This is a genomic window from Hydrogenophaga palleronii, assembly GCF_031457455.1.
Lineage (GTDB): Bacteria > Pseudomonadota > Gammaproteobacteria > Burkholderiales > Burkholderiaceae_C > Hydrogenophaga > Hydrogenophaga palleronii_A.
This window is the reverse complement of the sequence record NZ_JAVDWU010000001.1, coordinates 519,663-545,756: the sequence shown is the minus strand read 5'-3', so window position 1 is coordinate 545,756 and position 26,094 is coordinate 519,663. Positions and strand designations below refer to the sequence as shown.

Sequence of the window (26,094 nt, the reverse complement as noted above, 5' to 3'; positions counted from 1 at the left end):
AGACAAGGAGACATTGACATGGCCACCAACATCAAAGGTCCCGGCATCTACCTCGCGCAGTTCGCCAGTGACACCGCACCGTTCGATTCCTGGGCATCGATCACGAAATGGGCCGGCGGTCTGGGCTTCAAGGGCGTGCAGATACCGTCGTGGGACAAACGCATCTTTGATCTCGACAAGGCCGCTGAATCGCAGACCTATTGCGACGAGGTGGCCGGCGTGGCGCGCGAAAACGGCGTGGAAATCACCGAGCTGGGCACGCACCTGCAAGGGCAGCTGGTGGCCGTGCACCCTGCTTACGACGAAGCCTTTGACGGTTTCGCCCCTGAAAGCGTGCGCAAGAACCCCAAGGCCCGCCAGGCCTGGGCGGTGGAGCAGATGATCTTGTCAGCCAAGGCTTCTCAACGGCTGGGCCTCAAGAGCAACGTGAGCTTTCCCGGTGCGCTGGCCTGGCCGTTTCTGTACCCCTGGCCACAGCGCCCTGCCGGCTTGATCGAAGCCGCGTTCGACGAACTGGCCAAGCGCTGGTTGCCGATCTTCAACGCCTTTGAAGACGCCGACTGCAATGTGTGTTTTGAACTGCACCCCGGCGAAGACCTGTTCGACGGCACCACCTTCGAGATGTTTCTGGAGCGCGTGAACAACCACGCACGCTGCTGCATCAACTACGACCCTTCGCACTTCCTGCTGCAGCAGTTGGACTACTTGGAATTCATCGACATCTACCACGAGCGCATCAAGGCGCTGCACATCAAGGACGCCGAGTTCCGCCCCACCGGGCGGCAAGGCGTGTATTCCGGCTACCAGCCGTGGGTGCAGCGCGCCGGGCGCTTCCGTTCGCTGGGCGACGGGCAGGTGGACTTCGGCGCCATCTTCTCCAAGATGGCGCAGTACAACTACGACAGCTGGGCGGTGCTGGAGTGGGAGTGCTGCCTCAAGCACCCAGAAGCCGGTGCGGCTGAAGGCGCGGAGTTCATCCGCAAGCACATCATCCGCGTGACCGAAAAGGCTTTTGACGACTTCGCCGGTGGCGACACCGACCCCGCGCAACTGCGCCGCATGCTGGGCCTGCAGGAGGCCGCGAAATGACCATCGAAGCCGGCTCTGCTGCTGAAGGCGCTGGCCGCCGCATCCGCCTGGGCATGGTGGGGGGTGGTGAAGGTGCCTTCATTGGTGCGGTACACCGCATCGCTGCGCGGCTGGACGACCACTTCGAGCTGGTCGCTGGCGCGCTCTCGTCTACCCCGGAAAAGGCCCTGCGTTCGGCCCAGGCACTGGGCCTGGCCCGCGCCTACCCTGACTACCGCACCATGGCGCGTGAAGAAGCCGCGCTGGGTGCCAACGGCATCGAGGCCGTGGCCATCGTCACACCCAATGATCAGCACGCACCAGCGGCGGAGGCTTTCCTTGAGGCCGGCATTCACGTCATCTGCGACAAGCCGGTGACCACCACGCTGGCCCAGGCGCAGCGCCTGCGCGAGCTGGCCCGTGCGCGCGGCCTGGTGCTGGCCGTGACCTACAACTACAGCGGCTACCCCATGGTGCGCCACGCACGCCAGCTGGTGCGCGAAGGCGCTCTGGGCACGTTGCGCGTGGTGCAGGTGGAATACGCACAGGACTGGCTCACCGAATCGCTGGAATCCAGCGGGCAGAAGCAGGCCGCCTGGCGCACCGACCCGGCGCGCGCTGGGGCGGGTGGCTGCATCGGCGACATCGGCACCCACGCCTACCAGCTCGCGGCCTTCGTGAGCGGCCTGCAAACCGAATCGCTGTGCGCCGAACTCAGCGCCTTCGTGCCCGGCCGCGCGCTGGACGACAACGTGCAGGTGATGCTGCGCTTCGCCGGTGGCGCGCGTGGCATGTTGTGGGCCAGCCAGGTGGCACCCGGCAATGAAAACGGCCTGCGCCTGCGCGTTTACGGTGACAAAGGCGGCATTGAATGGCGACAGGAACACCCCAACCAATTGCACTGGTCGCCGTTTGGCCAACCCACCCAGATCATCTCGCGCGGCACCGGCGCGGCCCTGTCCGACGCGGCCCGCGTGACCCGCCTGCCCTCGGGCCATCCCGAAGGCTACCTGGAAGGCTTCGCCACGGTGTATGCCGAAATTGCCCAGGCCCTGCGCGCAGCGCGCGATGGCTCGACCATCGCGCCCGCCGTGGTGTTCCCCACCATCGAAGACGGCGTGCACGGCATGGCCTTCATTGAAGCGGCGGTGCGTTCGTCTGCGCAAGGTGGGCAGTGGGTGGGGGTGGAAGCGTGAGCGCCGCCCGGCCGTTCCGAAGGCGCTCAGCCCCGCAGTGCGCAGCACGGAGGGTTGTCCAGTGAGCCTCAGCGTGCGCTTCAACGAAGTCGTCAAGGACTTTGGCCCTGTGCGCGTGCTGCACGGCGTGAGCTTTGATCTCGCGCCCGGTCGCATGGTGGGCCTGCTGGGCGAGAACGGTGCCGGCAAGTCCACGCTGATGAAGATCCTCTCGGGCTACGAGTCACTCAGCGGTGGCAGCCTCGAAGTCGATGGCCAGGTGCGGCACTTCGCCAGCTCGCGGGAAGCCGAAGAAGCCGGCATTGTGCTGATCCACCAGGAATTCAATCTGGCCGACGATCTCACCGTGGCCCAGAACATCTTTCTGGGCCGCGAGACGCACCGCGGCTGGCTGCTGGATGAGGCCAGCATGCGCCGCGCCGCGCGCGACGTGCTGCAGCAGGTGGGCCTGGACATCGACCCCGACACCCGCGCACGCGACCTGATCGTGGCCGAGAAGCAGTTGGTGGAGATTGCCAAGGCGCTGTCGCGCAACGCACGCCTGCTGGTGATGGACGAGCCCACCGCCACGCTCACGCCGTCTGAGACGCAGCGCCTGTTCGACCTGATTGCGCGGCTGCGCAAACAGGGTGTGACCATCGTCTACATCTCGCACAAGCTCGACGAGGTGGAGCGCGTAACAGACGAAATCGTGGTGATGCGCGATGGCCGATTCGTGTCGCGCGGCCCCACGTCTGAACACACGCGCCATCAAATGGCCAATTTGATGGTGGGCCGCGAACTCTCCGACATGTTCCCGCCGCGCATCACGCCACCGGCGGCCGAACCATTGCTGTCGGTGCGGCACGTGACGGTGCCGGGTTGGGCCAAGGATGTGAGCTTCGATGTGCGCCCTGGCGAGATCCTGGGCTTTGCAGGTTTGGTGGGAGCGGGACGTACCGAACTCTTTGAAGGCCTGCTGGGCCTGCGCCCGCGAAGCGCAGGCGAGATGCAACTGGCGGGGCGCACGGTGAGCTTTCGCAACCCACGCGAGGCGGCGCACGAGGGCATGACCTACCTGAGCGAGGACCGCAAGGGCTGTGGCCTGCACATCCGTATGTCGCTGCAGGAAAACCTCACGCTGATGGATCTGGACCGCCACGCGCGACCCTGGCTAGACCCGCGTTCGGAGCGCCGCGCACTGGAAAAGGCCGTGGCCGACTTCGGCATCCGCACCGGCTCGCTCGATGCGCCTGCGGGCTCACTCTCTGGTGGCAACCAGCAGAAGCTGGCGATGGCCAAGGTGCTGCAGCCCGACCCGCGCGTGGTGGTGCTGGACGAGCCCACACGCGGTGTCGACGTCGGCGCCAAGCGCGACATCTATTTTCTGGTCCAGCGCCTGGCGGCAGAAGGTCGCGGCGTCGTCGTGATTTCTTCGGAGCTGATGGAGCTGATCGGCCTGTGTCACCGCGTTGTGGTGATGCGGGCGGGCGTTGTCCAGGCCACCTTGAATGCCGACCATCTGACCGAAGAAGAACTCATTGCTCACGCAACGGGCACCCACTGACACCATGCAAGACCTCACTCTCTCTGCGGACAAAGCCGCCTCCCCTATGCGCACCGGCAAGCCCATGCGCCAATACCTGCGCGACGCTGGGCCCATCGTCGGCCTGGTGCTGCTGTGCATCGCCGGCACCATCCTCAACCCGGACTTCGCGACCTGGGACAACGCGATGAACGTGCTCACGCGCACGGCCTTCATCGGCATCATCGCGGTGGGCATGTGCTTCGTCATCATCTCTGGTGGCATTGACCTCTCGGTGGGTTCCATGGCTGCGCTGATCGCGGGCTGCATGATCATGGTGATGAACTGGGTGGCCCCGCTGGTGGGCAGCCCCGTGGCGGCCGTGCTGGTGGGTATGGTGATGGCGCTGACGCTGGGCGCGGCGTTTGGCCTGGCGCATGGCGTGCTCATCACCAAAGGCCGCATCGAGCCCTTCATCGTCACGCTGGGCACGCTAGGCATCTTCCGCGCCTACCTTACCTACTTCTCCAACGGCGGCGCGCTCACGCTCGACAATGAACTGGGCGACGTCTACGGCCCCGTGTACTACGGCGCCTGGCTGGGCATACCCATCCCCATCTGGGTGTTCCTGGCGGTGGCGGTGGCCGGCGCGGTGTTGCTGAACCGCACCCGCTACGGCCGCTATGTGCAGGCCATCGGCTCGAACGAACAGGTGGCGCGCTACGCCGCCGTGGCGGTGGACCGCATCAAGATCCTGACCTATGTGCTGCTGGGCATCTGCGTGGGCATCGCCACCCTGCTCTACGTGCCACGCCTGGGCTCTGCTTCGCCCTCCACCGGACTGCTCTGGGAGCTGGAAGCCATTGCCGCCGTGATCGTGGGTGGCACCGCGCTCAAGGGCGGCCAGGGCCGCATTGTGGGCACGGTGGTGGGCGCGATTCTGCTCTCCGTCATCGGCAACATCCTGAATCTCACCAGCATCATCAGCGTATACCTCAACGCGGCGGTGCAAGGTTTCGTGATCATCGTCGTGGCCTTCCTGCAAAGAGGGCGACGATGAACTTCCGGCCGCGCAGCCATGAGGCCGGCGGGCCATTTTTGCCTCAAGAACCTAGCTAGGAGACAAACATGAATCGACGTCTTTTCTCGGCCATTTCATTGGCCGTGTGCACACTGATGACCGCACCTGCCTTCGCTCAGAACAAGATGGTGATGGGCGTGTCCGTGCCTGCCGCCACCCATGGCTGGACCGGCGGCGTGGTGTACTGGGCCAACCGAACCAAGACCGAACTGGAGAAGCAGTACCCCGGCTCGACGGTCGTCGTGCGCACCGCCGGCTCTGCTGCCGAGCAGGCCAACCAGGTTCAGGACATGCAGACGGTGAACAAGATCGACACCCTGGTGATCCTGCCGTTTGAATCGGCGCCCTTGACCCGGCCCGTGGCCCAGGTGAAGAGCAAGGGCGTGTTCGTCACCGTGGTGGACCGCGGCCTGACCGACCCGAGTGCGCAAGACGCTTATGTGGCCGGCGACAACCCGGGCTTTGGCAAGGTGGCGGCCGAATACATGGCCAAGGCCATGGGCGGCAAGGGCAACGTGGTGATTCTGCGCGGCATCCCCACCGTGATCGACAACGAGCGTGTAGACGCGTTCAACGCCGTGATGAAGAACCACCCCGACATCAAGGTGCTGGACGCCAAACACGGCAACTGGAACCGCGACGACGCCTTCAAGGTGATGCAGGACTACCTCACCCGCTTCAAGCAGATCGACGCCGTGTGGGCTTCAGACGACGACATGGCGGTGGGTGTGCAGCGCGCCATCACACAGGCAAAGCGCACCGATGTGAAGCTGGTGCTGGGCGGCGCGGGCTCCAAGGACTACATCAAGAAAGTGATGGATGGCGACCCAGTGGTGACCGCCGATGTGACCTACTCGCCCAGCATGATCGCGGACGCCATGAAGCTCACAGCAGAAGCCCGCGTCACAGGCAAGGCCATGCCGGCCACCACCATCATTCCCTCGGTGTTGATCACCAAGGAAAACGCTTCCAAGTTCTACCACCCGGACTCGCCGTTCTAAGGCGAACGACAAGCTGATCCCCTCCCCCCGGCGCATCACTGGGAGATGGGTCAGCTTTGCCTCACACGGGGCCTGAATCGACGATGCGCAGAGCCAGTTGCCACAGTGCCAGACGGTGCGCGGCAGCCAGCGCATCGACCGAGGCATCGCTGATCGGGATGTCGATATCGGTCTGACCCAGCGCGGGTGCGGCGCCGCCCGCGCGCATGTCGCCCAGCCACCAGCGGGCCTGCAGGCGCAAATTCCGGCGTCCTGCGTCGGCCATCAAATTGACGATTTCCACCCGCAAGCGCCGGGTGGCGTTCACCCCGGACGGTACGGGCGCCCGCCAGACCAGACCTGGCCCACGCAGCGCGGCCAGGTCGGCCACCAGCAGGCGCGGAATGCTGTCGCGCAGCGGCTCCACCCAGCGATGGCCTTCCAGGGGTTCCAGACTGGCCGCGCCGCTGGCCACCACCAGCGTTTCGCGGTCCAGCGCACCGGGCAGGCCCACCGCACTGGCCACTTCCCACAGCGCACCGTCACCCGGACGCGCCGCGGGCACCTGCTCCGGCGGCTGGCTGCGCAATTCGTACCAGTGCGTGGGCACGGTCGGGCGGGCACATGCGGTGAGCAGCCATGGCGCCATGACCATGCCAGTGAGTGCGAGCCGGCGATTCTTATTCATGTTCATGTTCAAGGTCTTGTCTCTCTTCCACGCAACAGCGCATCGGGTTGCTGTTGCAGCGTTTCGGCCAGGTCGCGCAGTGCGCGGGCGGCGCGGGACAGGTCTTCCAGCGCGCGGTCTGCCCCGACCATGAGCGTGGAGTCGCCCGAGGTAGCGGCACGCAAGGCTGCCGCGGTGCGTCCCACTTCATCGGCCGCGCGCTGCAGGTTCTGCACCAGCGGTGCGTCCGGCGCCAGCAGATCGCCCACGCGGTCTGACGTGCGACCCACGCCATCGGCCGTCTCATTGACCGATCGTGCGGCCTGCTGCATGTCCTCCATGGCCTTGCGCGTGGCCGTCAGCGCGCGCTGCAGTTCATCGGCCAGCGGGTCCAGCCGCTTGTCCAGGCGAGTCGACATGCGGTTGAACGACGCCGCCATTTCGGTCAGATCGTTCAGGGCCTGCTTGAGCTGCGGACCCGACACCACCGCCCGCGCAGAGGCGGCAATCGCCGAGAGATCGTCGGCAATGGCCCGGAAGTCCATGCCCTCGAACTGGTCGCGGATGTTCTGGATCGCCGTGACCGTGGTGGGGATTTCGGTCACGCCTTCATAGGTGCCGCGCACACTGCGCTCGCGTTGTGGTCGAAGGTCCAGGTCCACATAGAGCAAGCCGGTGAGCAGGCTCTGTGTGGCCAGTTGCGCGCTCAGCCCGCGTTCGATCAGGGCAGGCAAGGCCAGGCCCACGTCCACATCGGCGCGCTTGCCATCAAGACCGCTCACGACATTGCTGTCGAGCCCCACCACCACGGGAATGGAGAAGTCGTCTGTGGTGCGATCGTAGAACACCTCGATGGATTCCACGCTGCCCACCCGCACGCCCCGGAACACCACCGGCGCACCCACCTGCAGGCCATAGACCGAGCCACTGAAATGCAGGACCGCGCGCTCCTTGCTGGTGAACAAGGTGTTGCCCGCGAGGGCGATGATGGTGGTGGCAATCAAGGCCAGGCCCAGCACCACAAAACTGCCAATCAATGTGGCACTGGCTTTTCTCTTCATTCTTCTTCCCCGTCGTGCGCAGCACCACGCCGCAGAAAATTCCGCACGCCTTCGGGGCCTTCGCGCAGCAGATTCCGAGGCGGACCCAGCGCGGTCATGGTCTTGGTCTGGGCGTCCAGGAACAGCAGGCGATCGGCCAGCGCAAAGATACTCGCCAGTTCGTGGCTCACCATCACGACACTGGTGCCCAGATCGTCGCGCAAGTGCATGATGAGTTCGTCCAGATTGGCCGATGACAGTGGATCCAGACCGGCCGAGGGTTCGTCAAGGAACAGCAGCGCCGGGTTCAAGGCCAGCGCCCGCGCAATGGCCGCCCGCTTTTTCATGCCCCCACTGAGCGCGGCGGGTTCCTTGTCGAAACTGCCGGCCAGTCCCACCAGCGCCAGCTTAAAGCGCGCTTCCTGCTCGCATTGTTCCTCGCTCATGTCGGTGAACACCTGCATCGGCAGCATCATGTTCTCACCCACAGTCATGCTGCTCCACAGGGCCCCGGCCTGGAAGGCCACACCAAAGGTCTGCATGAGCGTGCGCCGCACATCGGGCTGCGCAGCGTAGAGGTCGTATTTGCCGTAAAGCACCTGCCCCTTCGCTGGCGCCTGCAGGCCAATCAGGTGGCGCAGCAGCGTGCTCTTGCCGCAGCCGCTGCCACCTGCCACGGCAAGCACCTCGCCGGGTCGAACATCGAAGGTGAGATCGCGTTGAACGACGTTGTCGCCGAAAGCCATGGTGAGTTCGCGCACCTGCACCAGCGGCGCCTGCGCAGCGGCGGTGCCACCTGTGGGGTGTTCTGCGGTGGAAGAGGAGTCAAGCAATTCGGTCATCAGAAATCCAGGCGTTGGAACACCACAGTGAGCACGGAGGCCGCCACCACGATCCAGACAATGGCTTGTACCACCGATGCGGTGGTGGCGTCGCCCACGGCCTGCGCGCTGCGGCCTGCGGCCATGCCCTGCAGGCACCCCGCCAACGCCACCAGCACCGCGTACACCGTGCCCTTGATCAATCCCACCACCACGTGCGGCAGCGTCAGCGACTCCACGCTGGCATACACATACTCCAGCGGCGTGACACCGTAAATGCCCACGGCCACCAGCCAGCCCACGGCCATGCCCACCGCTGCACCAAAAGCAGTGAGCATGGGGCCCACGATGAGCAGCGCGAGCACGCGTGGCAGCACCAGAAAATCAAACGGGTTCACGCCCAGGGTGGTCAGCGCATCGACCTCTTCGTTGGCCCGCATGCTGCCGATCTGCGCGGCAAATGCCGCGCCCACCCGCCCGGCCAGCACGATGCCCACCAGCAGTGCAGCCACCTCGCGCACCACGCCCACCGTGACCAGGTCCGCAATGAAATTCTGCGCACCAAAGCGCTGCAACTGCGCCGCCCCCATGTAGGCGACGATCAGACCCACCAGAAAGCACACCAGCGACACGATGGGCAGGCTGCGCGGGCCGGTCTGTTCGATCTGCCACATCAGGTCCGACGTGCGCATGTCGCTCTTGCCGCGCACCCAGCGGCCCATCGACAGCAACACCTCGCCCACGAAGGTCAGCGTCTTGCGGTGGTCGGCCCACCAGGTTTTGGTGCGTTCGCCCAGACGCTCCAGCGGGCCGTGTGCAGGGCCGACAGCTGCTTCTTCGGTCGGTGGCGCATCGTGCAGCGCCAATGCCAGCACCTCCTGCAGGCCCTGCGGCAAGCCTTGGAGATCCAGCGTCACTGAGCGGCGGGCGAGCGGGTCGAGCTGTTGCCACAACTGGGCCGCAAGCCCGGCGTCCCAGGAGCGCAGTGCCTCGGCATCCACCGCCACGGCACCGTTGAAGTCTTGCGCGGGCAGCTCTGGCAATGCGGCGCGCTGCCCGCGCCAGGCCCCACTGAGCTGCAGCACCCAGTCGTCGCCCCGGGGGAGCCAGCTTGCACCAGGAGCCTGCGTCTCGTCATTCACCTCCATCGTGTCCGACAAGGCGTTTCCACTGGAAGCGTCGCGCATGGATGAACCCATTCATCTTCGAAATTTGGATTCTATCGACGGTATGGTCTGTGCGATGCCGCACGTACCGAAGGAAGGTGCGCTTCTATGATCTGGCTGGAACGGCCTGCCGCTGGCGCCGACTCAACTGCGAGATGAACTCATCGACCAACAGCCCTCCGCCGTCGCCCTCCGCCGCTGCACGGGCACGGGCACGGGCGGCATTTGCGCACCGGCCTGCCCTGTGGATCGCGGGTGGTGCGGTGGGTCTGCTGTTGCTCATCGTGTTGCTGGGCGAGGTCGCCGGTTGGCCCTTCCTGCGGCAACCACTGGAGCGGGCGATCGCGCGAGGCACGGCGGCACAGGTCGAGCTGGAAGGCGATGTGAGGCTGCACCTCATCTGGCGCCCCAGACTTGAAGTCGAACGGATCCACATGGGCTCTGCCCCCCGCTTTGAAGCGCCGCACTTGCTGAAAGCCGAACGAGTGGCATTGGCGTGGCGCTGGGGCGACGTCTGGCGCTGGCGACGCAGCGGCAACCTGCACATACATGCGCTGCGCGCGGATACGCTCGATGCGCATCTGGTGCGCACCGAAGATGGGAAGGCCAATTGGCAACTGGGTGCCGACGAACCTTTACCAGAACCCGATGCTTCAAACGACACAGCGCTACCAAGTTTTGGGACCCTGATGGTGGGACAGGGACAGATCGCGTGGGTGGATGCCGTGCAGGATGCGGACGTGGCCATGAAGGTGCGTGGCGGCGAAGGCGTCAACGCCGGCACAGGCGCTGGCTACGAGGCCACCCTGAGCGGCCGCTACCGGGCCCTGCCATTGAAGCTCACGCTGCGCGCCGGCAGCACCCTGCCCTTGTTGCAATCCCCGGATGCCGCCGGCGACGCACCCTGGGTGCCGGTGAGGATCGAGGGCACCGTCGCCGCCACCCGTGTGTTGTACGACGGCCAGGCCGCTTCCCTGCTCGGCACCCCGCGCCTGCAAGGCACCGTGGAGGTGGCCGGTCCTTCGCTGGCGGACGTGGCCACCCCACTGGGCCTGACCTTGCCGGAAACGCCCGAATTCGATCTGCGTGGCGAACTGCAGCAGGACGGCGGTGTCTGGCGGCTGAAGACCACACGCGCCCACATCGGCAGCAGCCGGCTCCAGGGCGACGTGCAGTACACGCAACTCGCTCAACCGCCGCGCCTCACGGGCACCCTCACAGGCCCCAAGCTGGCCTTGGCCGACCTGGGGCCTGCGGTTGGCGCGGACGGCGAGGACAAGTCTGCAGCGCCCGCAGAGGGACAGGGCGATCGCGCATTGCCACAGCGGCGCTTTGATCTGCCCTCGCTCAAAGCCATGGATGCCGACGTGCAGGTGGACATCGAAACGCTGGATTTCGGCACCGAGGCGATGGCACCCTTGCGTGGACTCAAAACACAAGTGCTCCTCGACGGCGGTGTACTGCGACTGGAGTCATTGCAAGCCACGGTGTCTGGCGGACAGGTCAAGGGCATGACCTCGCTTGACAGCAACACCAATCCCGCGAAGTGGGAAGCGCGCCTGGACTTCCAGGGCGTGGACATGGCGGGCTGGATCAGGGGCCTGCGCCCCGACTCGGCAGAAGGCGGGGCGCCACCACCCACCGCAACAGGCGCGCTCGCTCGCGAACGCAAGAAGGCCCATCAGGGTTCCGGTGAATCGGTGCAGGCCTACCTCACGGGCTTGCTTTCCGGGAACATGCACCTGCGCGGCGCGGGCCATTCCACAGCCGAGATCCTGGGCTCAGCCAGCGGACCGCTGAACCTGGGTTTGCGGGAAAGCACCTTGTCGCACCTGATCACTGAGGCCCTGGGCATCGATGTGGCGCAGGCCTTGAGTGTGATGATCACGGGTGATCGTCCGTTGCCCCTGCGCTGCGCCCGGTTCGATCTGGTCGCCAACAACGGCCTGATCGAGCCCAAGCTCGCGGTGCTGGACAACCGAGACAGCACCGTGTGGATCACCGGCAGTGTCAACCTGCGTGATGAAACACTGGACCTGCACGTGGTCACCCGGCCCAAGGACTTTTCGCTGGTGTCACTGCGCACGCCCGTGACCGTCACCGGCACGCTCAGCAATCCGAATGTGGGCCTGGAGCCGCAGGGATTGATCACACGTGTTCTCAGTGCACTGGCGCTGGGCTCTGTCGCTGGACCGGTCGCCGCCATCCTGCCGCTGATTGAACAAGGAAGCGAAAAGGACGCCGATCCCTGCAACCCCAATCTGGCCAACGTCTCGTCCCCTGCGAAGCGCGCATCGCCCCCACCTGCGCCGACCCGGCCAACACAGCCCGACCCATCAGCGCAACCGGACACGCGGAACTGATCAGGGCTGGGCGTCTGCACACCCGCCCGCGCCAGGCAACGGTGTCAGGCGCTCGCTGACCAAGTCCGCATCCGGCGCTTCAAACACCTGGTTGTGCTGCGTGGTGAGCGGCCCGCCGCCCGGGATCAAGGCACCTTGTTCGGTGTAGCCCACGGCCTTGAATTTCCACTGTCCGCCGATGCGCTTCAGGTTGCCCACGTGCTGCGCTTGCGCATCCAGCACGCGGTAGACGCCTTCGTTGACCCGGTCGAGAGAAAAAGGTGGCTTGGACATGGTGTGCAATTGATCGAATGGGTACGTGGACTGGGTCAGGGACATGGCCACATTGTCGGTCTGCTCTGCTCGGGCGGTGCACCTGCCCGAGACCGCTACAGGCCTGGCCCAGTCCTCGCGCCCACCAGAATCTGACGCAGATCAAAGAGGATGTAAGCGCAGGTATCGTTCCCACCAAAACACGCCGCACACCCCGTCTCCCGGTGTTACGCTGGTTCATCGAGACCAACGGGCAAGCCGTTCACGGAACAGTGACGCGCCCACCACCCCGGCCCGCGTGCCGGCCATCCTCAGAAAGGCAGAACATGCAAGTCCAAGTGAACACCGACGACCACATCCAGGGGGGCGAGTCCCTGGCCAAATGGGTCAACGAAGAAACCGTCAGCCGCCTGAGCCGGTTCCGTGACCACATCACCCGCGTGGAGGTGTTCCTGACCGATCTCGACGGCAGCAAGTCGGGTGTCAAAGACAAGCGCTGCCGCCTCGAAGCCCGCGTCGCCAGCCGCCAGCCGGTGAACGTGACGGCCGATGCGGACAAGATGGCAGTTGCCTTCATCGACGCGGTGGAAAAACTCACACGCGCACTGGACACCGACCTGGGTCGCGTGAAAGACCGTCATGGCCGCGACACGATCCGCACCACCACCGACCAGGACCCGGGCGACGAGTAGGCACGCCCCCTCGTCACATGATCAACCCGGCCTGACCGGGGGCACCGAGGCAGCGCTCGCGTCCCGGCCAGCGGGTTGATCTTCCAGCGCCACATCGGCCCGCTGACGCGGCAGGAACTGCGGGTATTCGCGCTGCATGAAGTCCACCAGTTGTTCGCGCACCTCACAGCGCAAGTCCCAGGCCGCCCCGGCCGAGGCGGCGGTGACCAGACAGCGCAGCTGCATGGCCCGCTCACCGGCTTCGGTCACCTGCAGCAAAGCAAGGCGCTTGTCCCAGTGTTCAGACCCTTCGCAGGCCCGCTGCAAGGCTTCGCGCAGCGGTGCCAGCGGCATGCGGTAGTCGACCCACAGGAACACGGTGCCGATGAGTTCGGAGGTGCTGCGGGTCCAGTTCTGAAACGGCTTCTCGATCCAGTACTGCAGCGGCACCACCAGCCGGCGCTGATCCCAGATGCGCACCACCACGTAGGTGCCGGTAATCTCCTCGATCACGCCCCATTCGTTTTCCACGATCACCACGTCGTCGATGCGGATGGGCTGGCTGATGCCGATCTGCAGGCCCGCAATCAGATTGCTGAGCACCGGCCTTGCGGCAAAGCCTGCCACCAGCCCCACCACCCCGGCAGAAGCGAGCAGGCTGGTGCCCACCTGTCGCACGGCCGGGAAGGTCATGAGCATCAGCGACACACCAATCAGCACGACCAGACCTTGCAGAACACGCGAGAGCACCAGCGTCTGGGTGCGGATGCGGCGCGCAACGAGGTTGTCTGCCACCGTCACCGGGTGGGCGTCCATCACACCGCGCGCCGCGCCATGCACGGCACGCGCCAGCAACCAGGTCAGCGTGGCCATCAGGCACAGGCCGATCCCGTGTTGCAGCGTGGCCACCCATCTCGCGTCGGCAGATATCGGGTGCCACACGAAATTGATCGCCAGCAGCAGCAGGGCCAGCCTGGCCGGCGCGCGGATGGCGTAGCCCACGCTGGCCGCCACCGGGACCTTGCGGGTGGCGCGCAGGTAGACGCGTTTGCCGAAGCGATACACCAGGTCGGCGATCAAGAGCGCCAGCAAGGAGGCCCACAGGGCGGGCAGCCACTCCTGCCAGGCAGGGTCAAGCCAGGTCGGGTAGGTCATGGCCCAATTTAGCCATATTCGTGCCCACTCACAGTAGGCCCTTGTAACAGTCTCCGAGCCATCCGCGCAAAGTGCGAAAGCGAACAGACCGCGCTTGGCCCGGACGGGAAGATGCACCCAGGCGGATACGTCATCCGTCCCAATCTGAGGACATTCACATGAACTGGGACACGATTCAAGGCAACTGGAAACAGCTCACCGGACAGGCCAAGCAGCAGTGGGGCAAGCTCACCGACGACGACCTGCAAGTCGTGGCCGGACACCGCGACCAACTCTCGGGAAAGATCCAGGAGCGCTACGGCATTGCCAAAGACGAAGCCGAAAAGCAACTTAAGGAATGGGAAGCCAAGTCTTCTGACGACTGGCTGAAGTGACCCTGTGGGCCGGCAACACCGCCTGCATGCCGAAACCAACAGGCGTTGTTCGCCAGCGTACAGACCTGCGCACGTGATGCTCGCATCATTCACAGAGTCGCTGGTTCCGTACCAGTTCTCACCACACACATTCAAAGGCCGCTCATGACCTGGGACACCATTCAAGGCAACTGGCCCCACCTCACCGGGCAAGCCAAGTTTCGCTGGAACATGCTCTCGAGCGCTGACCTGCGGTCTGTGGCCGGCGATCGGGGCGAATTGTCCGCCCGGATCCAGGAACGCTACAGCGTGTCCCCGGAAGAGGCACACGCCCAGGTGCAGAGCTGGGAAGATTCGGCCCACAGCAGCTGGTTGTTTTAGGCTCACCCCCGCCGCGCTTCGCGCGACCCCCTCAAAGGGGCACACCTTCGGACCGGCAGAGCCGGATCCTGGGTGTTGCTGGAAGGGGCACCTCGCTCCGGAGATTCTCTTCTCTTTCTCAGAGCTTCGAATACACGCTTCCTGGCGCACAAAGCGCGGCGGGGTGCTTCAAAAAGCCGGGCGCCGGTCCGGCATGGGCCCACCCATGAGGTCCCTGTAAATCACCTTGTCGGCGGCATAGCAGTTGCATGCCCGGCATTCGAGCTGCGTTCTGTCAAGCACGGTCAGATGGCCGCGGTGGTATTCGATCAGGCCGTCATGCTGCAGCTCACCCGCCGCCATGGTCACGCCGACACGGCGCACGCCCAGCATGAGGGCCATGAACTCCTGCGTCACGTCAAACGTGTCGGCCTCGGCGCGGTCAAGGCTCATCAGCATCCAGCGCGCCAGACGGGGGCCGATCATGTGAAAACGTTCGCAGGCCGAAGCCAGCGCCTGCTGGTGCAGGCGCACCAGCAGCGTGCGGTTGAGCAGGTCGTGCAACTCAGGAATGGCTTCGCTGCATTCGCGCAGCGTCTCGGCCGCCATGCGCCAGCAGGCGCCCTCCCCCTGCACCACGGCGCGCCAAGGCGTCTTTGACAGCCCCAGAATCAACTCGGCACCCAGCATGGACTCGTGCCCCACCATGCCCACTTCCAGTTGCGGGTGGCTCTCCACATCGATCACCAGCGAAATGCAGCCTTCACACGGAAAGTACGCATGGGTGAGCGCTTGGTTTCGCTCGCTCAGTTCGGCAGACACCACCATGTCAAACGGCTCGCAGCGATCCATGAAGTGCTTGCGGGCGGACTTGGGCAACTGGTGAATCAGGTGGTTTTCGCGGGCAGGCATGGAGGAGTTCAAGGATCACGAAACGCCGACCGGATGGCCGTCGTCACCCCACCTTTTCTCTGGAATCGGTGGGTTGTGGAGGCAGTGTGGGTGGCTTCGACAAACCAGACTGTCTGTCACCGCACACAGCGCCAAAATGACCGGAAACCGGGTGGCCATGGCAGGCTGCCGGCCTGCTCAGGCCATGCTTTCCGGCAGGCCCAGCACCGTCAGGTCGCGGCGGTGCGTCTTGCGGTAGAGCGCCATACGTTGCCCCAGGGCCAGTGTGTCCAGGCCGGCTGAGCGCACCGCTTCAAACAGCACCTCTTGCTCCTGCTCCATGCTGGGCAGCACACAGTCGCCGATGATTCGCACCAGACGGTCGTAGTCGGGGTGGTCTGGCTCGAGCTCATCGAGTGAAGCGATCAGCTCCAGCAGGCGCTCGTGGTCGCAAAAGGCTGAGGTGGCTTCGCTGTTCCCTCTGAGCACCGAGCGCACGACGGGGTAGAAGATCTCTTCTTCAATGCGGGCATGCAACGTGAGTGTGTCGCAAAGGCTGTCCACGATGGCCGCCTTCTCGTCATACCCGCCGGCACCCAGCAAACGAACGCGCTCAAACGCGCGCAACAACTGCCGTATCGACCGGTGCTCGCCATGGAGCTGGTCAAGTCCGTCGCGCAGACGGACCACGGAAATGCATCTCATGTCTCTGTCCTCCGTTACCTGTGTGCGCTCAGGGTCGCTGCCCGAAAGCGGTGATGGGCTTGGACTGCACCCGAGGGATGACGCGCACCGGGTTCGCTGGAAGTTCGCGTTCGGCAGCGGCAGCGGGCTGACCTGCCAACGGCGGTGTCGCCGCTGGGAGGGGTTTGGGTCTGGGAGCATTGGCCAGTTCGATCATGATCGGTTTCCTTTGGGCTTTTGAGGGCACGGAACGTGCACCCCTCGTATGTAATCGCCACATCAACTGCCGGTCTGTTCGTTTTCGCACACTGCGTGTTCCCCGCCCGAGTCACGTCGCCTCGAGGTCGGGCAGCAGGCGGTCGTATTCCTTTTTCACCACCTCGTAGCACTCGCAGGTGCGCTTCTCCAGGCCCGGACGGTCCATCACGGTGATGTGCCCTCTCGCGTACTGAATCAGCCCCGCCTTCTGCAGGTTGAGGGCGGCTTCGGTCACGCCTTCGCGGCGCACGCCGAGCATGTTGGCGATCAGCTCCTGCGTCATCACCAGTTGATCGCCGTGCAGGCGATCCAGGCTGAGCAGCAGCCAGCGACAGAGTTGCTGGTCCAGCGTGTGGTGTCGGTTGCACACGGCGGTCTGGCTCATCTGGGTGATCAGCGACTGGATGAAGCGCAGCATGAGGTGCATCACCGGCGTGGACCGATCAAATTCGCCCTTCATGGCTTCGGCCCGCAGGCGGTAGCCTTTGCCGGCGCTTTGCACCACTGCACGGCTGGGCGTGGAGCCTCCCCCCATCATGATGGAAATACCCACCACGCCTTCAAAACCCACCACCGCGATTTCAGCCGAAGCGCCGTTTTCCAGCACATACAGCAAGGAGATGATGGCGCTGGTGGGAAAGTACACGTAGTTCATGGGCACGCTGGATTCGTGCAACACCTTGCCCAGGGGCAAATCCACCAGTTCCAGCTGGGGCTGCCAGCGCGCCCATTCGGCGGGTGGCAAAGCGGCCAGCAACATGTTCTGCAGGGGGTCTGGTCGCAGCGTGATCTCTGCGGTGACCACTTCTGCAGGCGGAGGGGTGACGGAATGTGGCATTGTTTTTTTCCTTATGGGAGACCACGTCCGTGAGCTGGGAGCTTCGGCCGACAAGTGGCATTCATGGCCGATTTCACATGTTCGCAGAGCATCAGGCGTTTGTATGTTCGGTACCGAACACAGCCGGGTCAGCTCTGCCCGCCAGGCAAAGACACCACGCAGCAATGGGCCAATGGCAGCGTCGGCCAGCTCAGGCGTTCACCCACAGCCAGCGCCTGTGCCCCTTCAGGCACCGCAAGCGTCGGGTCTGCAGGCTCCCCGCCCGGCCTCACGCGCACCAGCAGCACGCGCAACTCCTGCTGATCGCGGCGCAGGGTGATTTCGGCACCCGGCCAGTGCGAGGGCAGGCAGGGCGTGAAAAACAGCTCTTCACCCTCCACCTGCAGCCCCAGCAGCGATCCCACGGCAGCGCGGTGCAGCCAGCCGGCGGCGCCCGTGTACCAGCTCCAGCCGCCCCGACCTTCATACGGGGACTGGCTGTACACATCGGCGGCCATGGCATAGGGTTCGGTGCCATAGACCAGTCCCCACTGCTTGTGATGGGCCCGGTGCGCCGGGCTCAGGCAGGTGAAATAGCGGTAGGCGGTGTCGGCCAGTGGCGAACCGGTTTCATCTTTGGCCGCCAGCTTGGCCGCGGCCATCAGGGCCCACACGCCCGCGTGCGCATACTGCCCGCCGTTCTCACGCACGCCCGGCGGGTACGCCTGGATGTAGCCGGCGCTGGGGTCGGCATCCACCAGCGGCGGCGCCAGCAACTGGATCAGGCCACTCTGGCGGTTCACCAGATGGGTCTCCACCGCTTCCATGGCCATGCGCTGGCGGGCCAGTGTGGTCTGGCCAGAGAGCACCGCCCAGGCCTGGGCGATCAGGTCGATGCGGCCCTCGGACATGAACGCCGAACCCAGCGCGCTGCCGTCGTCGAAGAACGCGCGCCGGAACCAGCGGCCGTCCCAGGCCGGGCCATGCAGCGCCCCCAGCCAGCCGTGCATGGCTTGCGTCCAGCGGTCGGCGCGGGCGGTTTCGCCACGTTCCACTGCCAGCGGAATCCAGTCGCGCACGATGGTGCACAGGAACCACCCCAACCACACCGATTCGCCCCGCCCTTCATGGCCGACGCGGTTCATGCCATCGTTCCAGTCGCCACCACCCATGAGCGGCAGGCCGTGTTCACCCACCTGCAGGCTGCGGTCGATGGTGCGCGCCGCATGCTCGAACACCGACGCGTGATCGCCGCCCACCATTGGCGTGGTGTAGGCGTCTTCGGCCCCTTCAGGAATGGGATCGGCAACCAGGAAAGGCACCGCTTCATCAAGCACGCTGTGGTCATGCGTGGTCTGCAGGTAGTGGGTCAAGGCGTAGGGCAGCCACAGCAGGTCGTCTGAAAAATGGGTGCGCACGCCGGCGCCGCCAGGGCTGTGCCACCAGTGCTGCACGTCGCCCTCAGCGAACTGGCGTGAGGCGCACAGCACGATCTGTTCGCGCAGCCAGTCGGGTCGCGCCCAGCTCATCGCCATGGTGTCCTGCAGCTGATCGCGGTAGCCGGTGGCGCCGCCTGCCTGGTAGTAGCCGGCCTTGGCCCACAGGCGCGACGACACGGTCTGGTAGAGCAGCCAGCGGTTGACCATGGCGTCGAACAGCGGGTCGGGCGTGTGCACTTCGGTTGCGCCCAACAGATCGTCCCAATGCGCCGCAATGGCCTCTTCGCGCGCCCGCGCCGGCTGCGCCCTGCTCTGCCGCATGAGCGCCCGTGCCTCGCCGGCCGAGTCCGCGTAGCCAAGCAGGTACACCTGCTCAAGTTCCGCGTCCGGGCGCAAGGTGACCAGGCGCGACAACGCCGCACAGGGGTCCATGCCGTAGCCGCTGCGTTGTCCCAGGTACCGGGGCAAGACGAGTTCGCCCTCTTCGCCAAAAAAGGCGCTGCGGTCGCAGGTCCAGTCCAGGCTGGCCGGGCTGTCGTGATCCGTGAGGTGGTCGTTGGCTTCGCAGAAAAAGGCCGTGCCGCCACCAAAACCGCCCGCAGCATCGCGCTGGGTACACAGCAGGCCGGTGAGCACATCGTCGCCACCGGCCTCGAAGCAGGCCCTCGACTCCAGCGTGGCGCGGTCGGTGCGCTTCTCGCCCATCACCCACTCCACCATGCCCACCAGTCGCAGGTGGGCCATGGCCGTGCCCCGGTTGCGCAGCGTGATGCGCACTTGCTTGACGGCTGTATCGGTGTCCACGCACCAGCTGGCCGTCACCTCCAGCGGACCCCGGCGGTGGCTGATGGTGGTGCGACCCTGCGTGTGTTCCACGCGGTAGTTCAGGCGGTCCTCTCCCCAGGCCGAAGGGCCCACGCTCCACACCTCGCGGCTGCGCCGGTCCTGCAGCAGGAACCATTCACCCGGCGGGTCGGCCACCGGGTCGTTGACCCAGGCCGTGAGCTGGTTCAGGCGGCTGTTCAGTGCCCACGTGTTGCCGCCACCGGTCTCTGACAGCATGGCGCCAAAACCCGCATTGGCCAGCACGTTGACCCAGGGGCGCGCAGGCCGCAGCGCGCTGCCCACCTCAAAGGCAAACACCGAACCGTCGGGCGAGAACTGGCCCCGGGCGGCCAGCGCGGGCAGCACCGCCTCGCGTGTGGGCACGGGGTCGCTGGCAGCGGTGGCTGCGGCAGGACGCAGGGCTTCCTGGCGCACGCGCCAGTCCCGCACCTGGTGCAGCCACGACCGACCGTCCGCATGCAGATGCAGGCGGGCCAGGTGCTCCAGCGTGTGCAACTGTTCGTCCGACAGCACTTCCGCACGCACCAGGTGCAGCTCGGCCGTGGCGGCAGATGGTTCCGCCAGGTGGTGGGCCACCTGCTGTTCCTGTAGCTGGGTGAGCTCGCGCTGCAGGGGCATGTGGTACGAATGGGCCTCGTTGCTGATGACCACCACGTCGCACGACACGCCGCAGCGCGACCATTCCCGCAGCGCCTGCGCCAGGATGCGCAGCAGGCCCATGCCTTGAACGGTGCCGGCGTTCACCAGCAGCAGGGGCCGGTCGCCCGAGATGCCCAGTGGCCACAACAGCCTGCGGTCGCAGGCCCAGGTGACCGACGGATGTCCATGGGCCTGGCTCGGGTCCATCCAGGGCAGCGTCATGACCAGCGCGGTGGTGATGGCCTGCAGCGCCGGCAGGTATTCCGGGCGCGGCCGGTGCGAGACCGACTGGATGCCGGCCAGCGTGGCCGACATGACCGACGACCGCTCCACATAGACGGGCTGGCGGTATTTGTCGATCACGGCCAGCAGGGTGGACTCGTCGTCGCTGGCGGCCGTGCCGAACGTGACACAACTGGTGTGGCCCGGCGCCAGCCGAAGGCGCACGCCCAGCACGGCCACCGGGTCGAGCCCGGTGTCCAGGGGCTGCGAGGCTTCCGGCACCTGGCGCAGCCGCGCCAGCGGCTGACTGGGCGTGTGGTTGCGGCCCAGCCACTGCGCCCGGTCGGTCTGACAGTTCAAACCGCGCAACGGGCCTTCCACCTCGGCCACAAAGTGCGCGGCCTGTACCGTGCGTTCGGTGGCCAGGCGCGGCGTTCGCTCCAGGTACAGGGCCTGGTGCTCGGCGATCCAGCGGGCCTTGACGAACAGGTTGGAGAAAGCCGGGTGGGCCTCGTCGGCCGCAGGGGTGGCCAGCGTCACGTCCATGGCGGAGATCAGCTCCAGATCCATGGGGCTGTCGCTCAGGTTCACCAGCACCACCTTGCGCAGTTCGACGTCGTCTTCCGGGCTGACCCACACCGTGGTGGTGATGCGCAGCTCCGGCCACAAGGCCTCGAACTCCATGCGATCGGCGTGGAAAGTGCTCTGGTACTTGGCTGAAGGGTCTGGGGCCGGGTGGCGGGTGATGGACACCGGCGGCCCCTTGGCCCCCAGCCGCAGGTAGATGAAATGGCCGCAGGCGTCGCGCAGCGCATCGTCGCGCCAGCGCGTGATGCCGATGCCGGCCCAGCGGCTCCAGCCCGCACCGTTGGACCGCAGTGTCACACCATAGCGGCCGTTGGCCAGCATGTGTGTGGGCTCGAGCGCCTGCTCGCCGGGGCGCACGGTGCGAACGAGATCCGGTGCGCGCGGTTGCAGCGCCTGCAGCGGCAGGCGCTGGGCCAGCAGCGGCGCGGGCGGCGGCACCACCCGCGGTGTGCGTTCGTGCAACAGCGGGAGCATCGCTTCAATGCGCGGATGGGCCATGCCCCAGCGGCGCGCCACGTTGCCCAGCAGCACATTGCACAGGGCCACGATGCTCATGCCCTGGTGGTGCGCCATGTAGGTGCTCACCAGCGCCACGCCCCCGTTTTGCGCCGGCCGGCCGGGCGTGTAGTCCAGCGCCTCCATGAAACCGTAAGGCCCGCGCGCAGAGAGCGATTCGAGCCGGCGCAGGTTGCGGCAGGCGGCGGTGGCGTCGACCTGAGTGGCCAGCACGGTGGCATAGGGTGCCACCACGCGTTCGTTTTCGGGTGTGCGGCGCAGCGCCAACCGGGGCACGCCCTGCGGTGCGTACTGGTAGGCCAGCGTGTGGTCGCGGCCGGCGTACGCACTCTCGGAAACACCCCAGGGCAGTTGCAGGTGATGGCCAAAGGCCCTCTGCTCGCGCACGGCGGCGGCGGCGGCGTCGAACAGCACGCTGCCGCGCGGCTCCGCCAGCACCAGCGAGGGCATGAGGTACTCGAACATCGAGCCCGACCAGGAACGCAGCACGGCGTGCACACCACTGGCAAAAAACGGACGCCCCAGCGCGGCCCAGTGGCGCACCGGCACATCGCCCTTGGCAATGGCCAGCAGGCTGGTGGTGCGCGACTCCGACGCCAGCAGGTCGTAGAAGGAGCCGTCGAGTTGCTGTTCGTCCAGCCGGTAGCCGATGTGCAGCAGTTCGCGCTGAGGGTGGAACAGGAACCCGAATTCGGCGGACCAGGCCAGTTGCTCGAACGCACACGCCAGGGCTTTCAGCCTGGCGCTGGCGCGCTCGCCACCCCCCTCCATCGCAGCCACGGCGTCCTGCTCGGCGCAGCGCCAGGCGGCCAGATGGTCGGCCAGCAGCCATTGCAGTTCGTCAGACCCGGTGCGTTCGCCGGGCGGCTTGGGCCACAGGGCCTGGAACTCGCGCGTCGCGTCGTACAGCAGCAGGTGTTGCGTGGCTAGGTCGTCGGTGGTCTGCGCGTCCACTGGCTGGGCCTGCAGCAGGCGCCCCAGCGCGGTGTCGCGCCAGGGGCGGCGCGCCGCCGTCTGCAGCGCACTCAGGTGTGGCTGGATGCGAAGGAACGAACGCCCGATGGCCTGCACCGACGAAACTCCTTCATGCGGCTGGAAGGCGAAAGCCCGGCAGGCCTGTGCCACCGCCAGCAGGTGGGCACTGAGGTTGCCGCTGTCCACGGTGGAGACATAGCGCGGCAGCAGCGGCGCCAGGGTCAGGGTGTCGTACCAGTTCAGGAAGTGGCCCCGGTGGCGCTCCATCTCGTGCAGGGTGGCCAGCGTGGTTTCCAGCCGGGCCAGCAGATTCTGGGTACCGATCCAGCCCATCTGCCGCGCACAGGCTGCGCTCAGCAGATACAGGCCGATGTTGGTGGGCGAGGTGCGGTGCGCCACGGCGTCGAAGGGCTGCGTCTGCAGGTTGTCGGGTGGCAGGAAGTGGTTCTGCGCGTCCACGCAGTGTTCGAACAACCGCCAGGTGTCGCGGGCCACGCCGTCGAGCCAGGCCTGGTCGGCCGGCCGCAGCGCTTCTCGCGCACGCACGCGCCAGGGCCGATTGGTCCACCAGGAAACCAACGGTCCCAGCGCCCAGAGCAGCAGCACCGCCACCGCAAGTGCCTGGGGTTGTGGTACCCACCACCACAGGGCAGCCAGCAGCACCAGTGCCACTACCGAACCGCCGCCATGGCGGCGCAAGGCGCCTTGCATGCCACGGTGTTGGCTTGCGGTCACGGCTTCGGCCGTGGTCCATTCCAGCAGGCGGCGCCGACTCACCAGCAACCGGTGGAGCGTGCGCACCAGCGCGTCCACCAGCAGCAGCGTCTGCTGCAGCAAGGTGGCCAGGTGCCACAGGCCACCGCCCACGGCCCGCAGCACGTCGACCAGCACCGCACGCCCGAAACGCAGACCCACCAGCGCCAGGCGCTGAGGCACGGCCCCGGCCAGTGCGCCCATCAGGGGGGCGGCCGCCTGCGCGGCCATGCTGAGCAACAGCGCCACAGGCAGCGAGACGCCGTACCCGAGCATGGCCAGGCAGATCAGGGCCAGCGAGGCCGGCGCCACCCATGAGCGGCGCAGGTTGTCAAACAGCTTCCAGCGGTTGATGACCGCCATGGGCCAGCGCCGCGGCTGCAGCAGGAAGGGCAACAGTTGCCAGTCGCCACGGGTCCAGCGGTGCAGGCGGGCGGCAGCCACGTCGGCGTGCGGCGGGTCGGCTTCCAGCAAGGTGATGTCGGTCACCACGGCGCAGCGCGCCAGAGCGCCTTCGATCAGATCGTGGCTGAGCACCTGCCCGGCCGGCAGGCGCCCTCCCAGCACGGCATGCACCGCGGCCACATGCAGCAAGCCCTTGCCGGTGAAGCTGCCTTCACCAAACAGGTCCTGGTACACGTCGGAGCTCATGGCGCTGTAAGGGTCGAGCCCGTGCTGGCCGTTGTGCAGCCATTCATAGGGAGAGACGGTTTCGCCATCTGACAGGGGCGGCAGCACCTGGGGTTGCAGAATCGCGTAGCCACGGCTCAGATGCTGGCCGCTGGCGTCCAGCACGGGTGTGTTCTCCGGATGCTCGGCCACGCCCACCAGGGCACGCAGGCGCCCGGGTGGCAACTGGGTGTCGCTGTCGAGCGTGAGCACGTAGCGCGTACCTGGCGCGATGTGGGACAGCTCGCCCAGCGCCAGAAATGGTCCGGGTGTGTCTGTGGCAAGTGCCGCCACCAGTTGCTCCAGCTTGCCGCGCTTGCGCTCCCAGCCGATCCACTGACCCTGCGTGGCGCAATGGCTGCGCGCCCGGTGCAACAACAGGAAGCGTGGCGCCGCACCCGGGGCTGCGGGGTATTTGTGGTTCAGGGCAGCGAGCTGCTCAGAGGCCATGGTGAGCAACGCAGCATCGTCGGGCTGTTCCGGCGTGTCGGCGTCGGACCAGTCGCTGAGCAGCGCGAACTGGGCCATGGGCTCCGGGTTGGCCAGGTAGTGCAGCAACAGGCGGTGCACCAACGGTGCGATGCTGTCGGCATGGCTGAGCAGCGCCGGCACCACCACCATCACGCGCGCACTGGCCGGAATGCCATGGGCCAACGCATAGCGCGGCAACTGCACCGGCTGGATCGACTCGCCGATGAGCCGGTTGACCAGCGCCACCACCGCCTCAGACGCGGGAAACACCGCCAGGAAAGCCGCCAGCGACCACCACACGGTGGTCATCGTCGATCCACCTTCGATCTGCCAGTGCGTCGGCCACAGCAAGGCGCTCACCAGTGCCAGCGTGCCCCCGAGCAAAGCGCTGAAATACAACGGCAGCCGCATGCTGCGCAGGGCGCGAGGGGCGCCCTGAAACAGCGGGCGGTTCATGCCCAGAGCCTGGGTCAGCGCCGGCTGGCCCGCGCCTTGCAGCCAGTGCCTGGCCAACGCGGTGTCGCCCGTGCCGGTGGACATGGCGCTAAGCAGCGCCAGCGCCACGGCAGCCTCGCTGCGCCCGCTGCGCGCCGACAGCCGCTCAATGCCATGCAGGGTGATGGTCCGGCTGGCACTGTCTTCTGCCTGGAACACAGGAGAACTCAGCATCACCCGCATCACGCGGCTGGTCTGCGCCACGATGCCCGACCAGTCGGCACCGCCGATCAGCCGCAGGGCTGTGACGGCGTTGCCCATGCTGAGCTGGTCGGCCGCCTGGTCGGCGTGGTGCTGGGTCTGCAGCGCAGCCAGGTCGGGCAGGGTCAGTGCCATCCATTGCCGCAGCAGGGGCAGCGCCCTGGCCTGGCCGGTGGGCCGGTGCCCGGCCAGTTGCTGTGCCAGGTGGTACAGAAACACGCGGTCCAGCCCGCGCTGGGCGGCCTTGTCCCGCAGGATCTCCACTTCGCTCAACGACAGCGTGTCCAGGCGGCTGGCGCACTGGCTGGCCAGATCCCGCGCCGCGCGGTGACCGGCAATCCGGTCAGACAGGCGCCGCAGGTTTTCGATCAGCACCACGCGCAGCGTGGTCGGCAGGGCCCAGAGTTCACCCTGGCTGAGCTCGCGGCTGTCCTGGTAGGCGTTGAGAAACGGCACCAGCAGGCTGGGGTCGAAGGCACTGTCGGTGTGGGCCACAAAGGCCCAGGCCAGGCCATAGACGCGCGGCAGGCCGCTCAGCGGCGCATCCAGCAGCACCGGCAACGACCGGTAGTAGCGCCCGGGCAGGCCTTCCCGGATCTCCCGCAGCTGGTCTTCAATCAGATGGAAGTTGTCGAACAGCCATTCGGCCGAAGGGCTGATGTCGTGGCCTTCATCCGCATGGGCCGCAATGTCCCGGTAGGCTTGGCGCAGGCAGCGGATGTTGTTGTGCAGGCGCGGGTAGAAGGTGCTCTGGCCAAAGGCGGGGCGATCCGCACGGTGGGATTGACCCAGGCTGCGGCCGTGCTCCTCGAAGCGGGTCAGCCCGAAGATTTCCGAGCGGATGGGTGCCAGCAGCGGGCCATCGTCCACCCGCATGCGCCGCACCGTATCGGCAGGTGTCCACGCCGGCAGTGCTTGCATGAACGCCATGGTTTACCTAACGCCGCAAGGGG

The 26,094-nt window shown here is 66.3% G+C and carries 19 protein-coding genes; 9 read left to right on the top strand and 10 right to left on the bottom strand.

Annotated features, from left to right (window positions below; all coding sequences use genetic code 11):
• Positions 1–18 precede the first annotated feature (18 nt).
• The 5 genes from J2W49_RS02545 (at position 19) to J2W49_RS02525 (ending at position 5,850) form a co-directional block, all read left to right on the top strand.
• Positions 19–1,089, top strand: coding sequence for a sugar phosphate isomerase/epimerase family protein (locus J2W49_RS02545; RefSeq protein ID WP_310311299.1), 1,071 nt, complete (start codon positions 19–21; stop codon positions 1,087–1,089).
• Complete coding sequence (locus tag J2W49_RS02540; protein ID WP_310311296.1) at positions 1,086–2,264, top strand: Gfo/Idh/MocA family protein; 1,179 nt, start codon at positions 1,086–1,088, stop codon at positions 2,262–2,264. The genes J2W49_RS02545 and J2W49_RS02540 overlap by 4 nt, the downstream gene beginning before the upstream one ends.
• Before the next feature lie 61 nt (positions 2,265–2,325).
• Positions 2,326–3,810, top strand: a complete 1,485-nt coding sequence (locus tag J2W49_RS02535) for a sugar ABC transporter ATP-binding protein (protein ID WP_310311294.1) — start codon at positions 2,326–2,328, stop codon at positions 3,808–3,810.
• Between the two features lie 46 nt (positions 3,811–3,856).
• Positions 3,857–4,828 carry an ABC transporter permease gene (locus tag J2W49_RS02530; RefSeq protein WP_310312136.1) on the top strand — a complete coding sequence of 324 codons (972 nt, stop codon included), beginning with the start codon at positions 3,857–3,859 and terminating at the stop codon, positions 4,826–4,828.
• A gap of 68 nt (positions 4,829–4,896) precedes the next feature.
• Complete coding sequence (locus J2W49_RS02525; RefSeq protein WP_310311292.1) at positions 4,897–5,850, top strand: ABC transporter substrate-binding protein; 954 nt, start codon at positions 4,897–4,899, stop codon at positions 5,848–5,850.
• A gap of 61 nt (positions 5,851–5,911) precedes the next feature.
• Here the strand turns inward: J2W49_RS02525 and J2W49_RS02520 are convergent, their stop codons facing one another.
• The 4 genes from J2W49_RS02520 to J2W49_RS02505 are packed head-to-tail and all read right to left on the bottom strand — an operon-like array spanning position 5,912 to position 9,544.
• Entirely contained in the window at positions 5,912–6,517 is a 606-nt protein-coding gene (locus J2W49_RS02520) for a PqiC family protein (RefSeq protein ID WP_310311290.1), read from the bottom strand.
• Positions 6,518–6,525: 8 nt separating this feature from the next.
• Positions 6,526–7,557, bottom strand: coding sequence for an MlaD family protein (locus tag J2W49_RS02515; RefSeq protein ID WP_310311288.1), 1,032 nt, complete (start codon positions 7,555–7,557; stop codon positions 6,526–6,528).
• Positions 7,554–8,378: an ABC transporter ATP-binding protein gene (locus tag J2W49_RS02510; RefSeq protein WP_310311286.1), complete on the bottom strand. Its 825-nt coding sequence runs from the start codon at positions 8,376–8,378 to the stop codon at positions 7,554–7,556. Before J2W49_RS02510 ends, J2W49_RS02515 begins: the two co-directional genes overlap by 4 nt.
• Positions 8,378–9,544 (bottom strand): MlaE family ABC transporter permease, encoded by a 1,167-nt coding sequence (locus J2W49_RS02505; RefSeq protein WP_310311284.1) that lies wholly within the window; start codon positions 9,542–9,544, stop codon positions 8,378–8,380. Before J2W49_RS02505 ends, J2W49_RS02510 begins: the two co-directional genes overlap by 1 nt.
• 134 nt (positions 9,545–9,678) lie before the next feature.
• Between J2W49_RS02505 and J2W49_RS02500 the strand changes: the two genes are divergently transcribed.
• Positions 9,679–11,886: an AsmA family protein gene (locus tag J2W49_RS02500; RefSeq protein ID WP_310311282.1), complete on the top strand. Its 2,208-nt coding sequence runs from the start codon at positions 9,679–9,681 to the stop codon at positions 11,884–11,886.
• On the opposite strand, the gene J2W49_RS02495 is transcribed toward J2W49_RS02500, so the two are convergent.
• Positions 11,887–12,159 (bottom strand): hypothetical protein, encoded by a 273-nt coding sequence (locus J2W49_RS02495; RefSeq protein ID WP_310311280.1) that lies wholly within the window; start codon positions 12,157–12,159, stop codon positions 11,887–11,889.
• 305 nt (positions 12,160–12,464) lie between these two features.
• Between J2W49_RS02495 and J2W49_RS02490 the strand changes: the two genes are divergently transcribed.
• The gene (locus tag J2W49_RS02490; RefSeq protein WP_310311278.1) at positions 12,465–12,830 is read left to right on the top strand and encodes an HPF/RaiA family ribosome-associated protein; all 366 of its coding nucleotides are present in this window, start codon (positions 12,465–12,467) and stop codon (positions 12,828–12,830) included.
• A 21-nt stretch (positions 12,831–12,851) separates the two neighbouring features.
• Here J2W49_RS02490 and J2W49_RS02485 read toward each other — a convergent pair whose 3' ends face one another.
• Complete coding sequence (locus J2W49_RS02485) at positions 12,852–13,964, bottom strand: mechanosensitive ion channel family protein (protein ID WP_310311276.1); 1,113 nt, start codon at positions 13,962–13,964, stop codon at positions 12,852–12,854.
• Between the two features lie 158 nt (positions 13,965–14,122).
• Here J2W49_RS02485 and J2W49_RS02480 point away from each other — a divergent pair, with 158 nt between their 5' ends.
• Both J2W49_RS02480 and J2W49_RS02475 read left to right on the top strand, forming a co-directional pair.
• Complete coding sequence (locus J2W49_RS02480; protein ID WP_310311274.1) at positions 14,123–14,338, top strand: CsbD family protein; 216 nt, start codon at positions 14,123–14,125, stop codon at positions 14,336–14,338.
• Positions 14,339–14,482: 144 nt separating this feature from the next.
• Positions 14,483–14,698: a CsbD family protein gene (locus J2W49_RS02475; protein ID WP_310311272.1), complete on the top strand. Its 216-nt coding sequence runs from the start codon at positions 14,483–14,485 to the stop codon at positions 14,696–14,698.
• Between the two features lie 168 nt (positions 14,699–14,866).
• Here the strand turns inward: J2W49_RS02475 and J2W49_RS02470 are convergent, their stop codons facing one another.
• From J2W49_RS02470 to J2W49_RS02455, 4 genes are all read right to left on the bottom strand, one after another.
• Complete coding sequence (locus J2W49_RS02470; RefSeq protein WP_310311270.1) at positions 14,867–15,589, bottom strand: Crp/Fnr family transcriptional regulator; 723 nt, start codon at positions 15,587–15,589, stop codon at positions 14,867–14,869.
• A gap of 177 nt (positions 15,590–15,766) precedes the next feature.
• Positions 15,767–16,273, bottom strand: coding sequence for a hemerythrin domain-containing protein (locus J2W49_RS02465; RefSeq protein ID WP_310311268.1), 507 nt, complete (start codon positions 16,271–16,273; stop codon positions 15,767–15,769).
• 307 nt (positions 16,274–16,580) lie between these two features.
• Positions 16,581–17,270, bottom strand: a complete 690-nt coding sequence (locus J2W49_RS02460; RefSeq protein ID WP_310312133.1) for a Crp/Fnr family transcriptional regulator — start codon at positions 17,268–17,270, stop codon at positions 16,581–16,583.
• 206 nt (positions 17,271–17,476) lie between these two features.
• Positions 17,477–26,071, bottom strand: a complete 8,595-nt coding sequence (locus J2W49_RS02455; RefSeq protein WP_405000970.1) for a glycoside hydrolase family 94 protein — start codon at positions 26,069–26,071, stop codon at positions 17,477–17,479.
• Between the last annotated feature and the right edge of the window lie 23 nt (positions 26,072–26,094).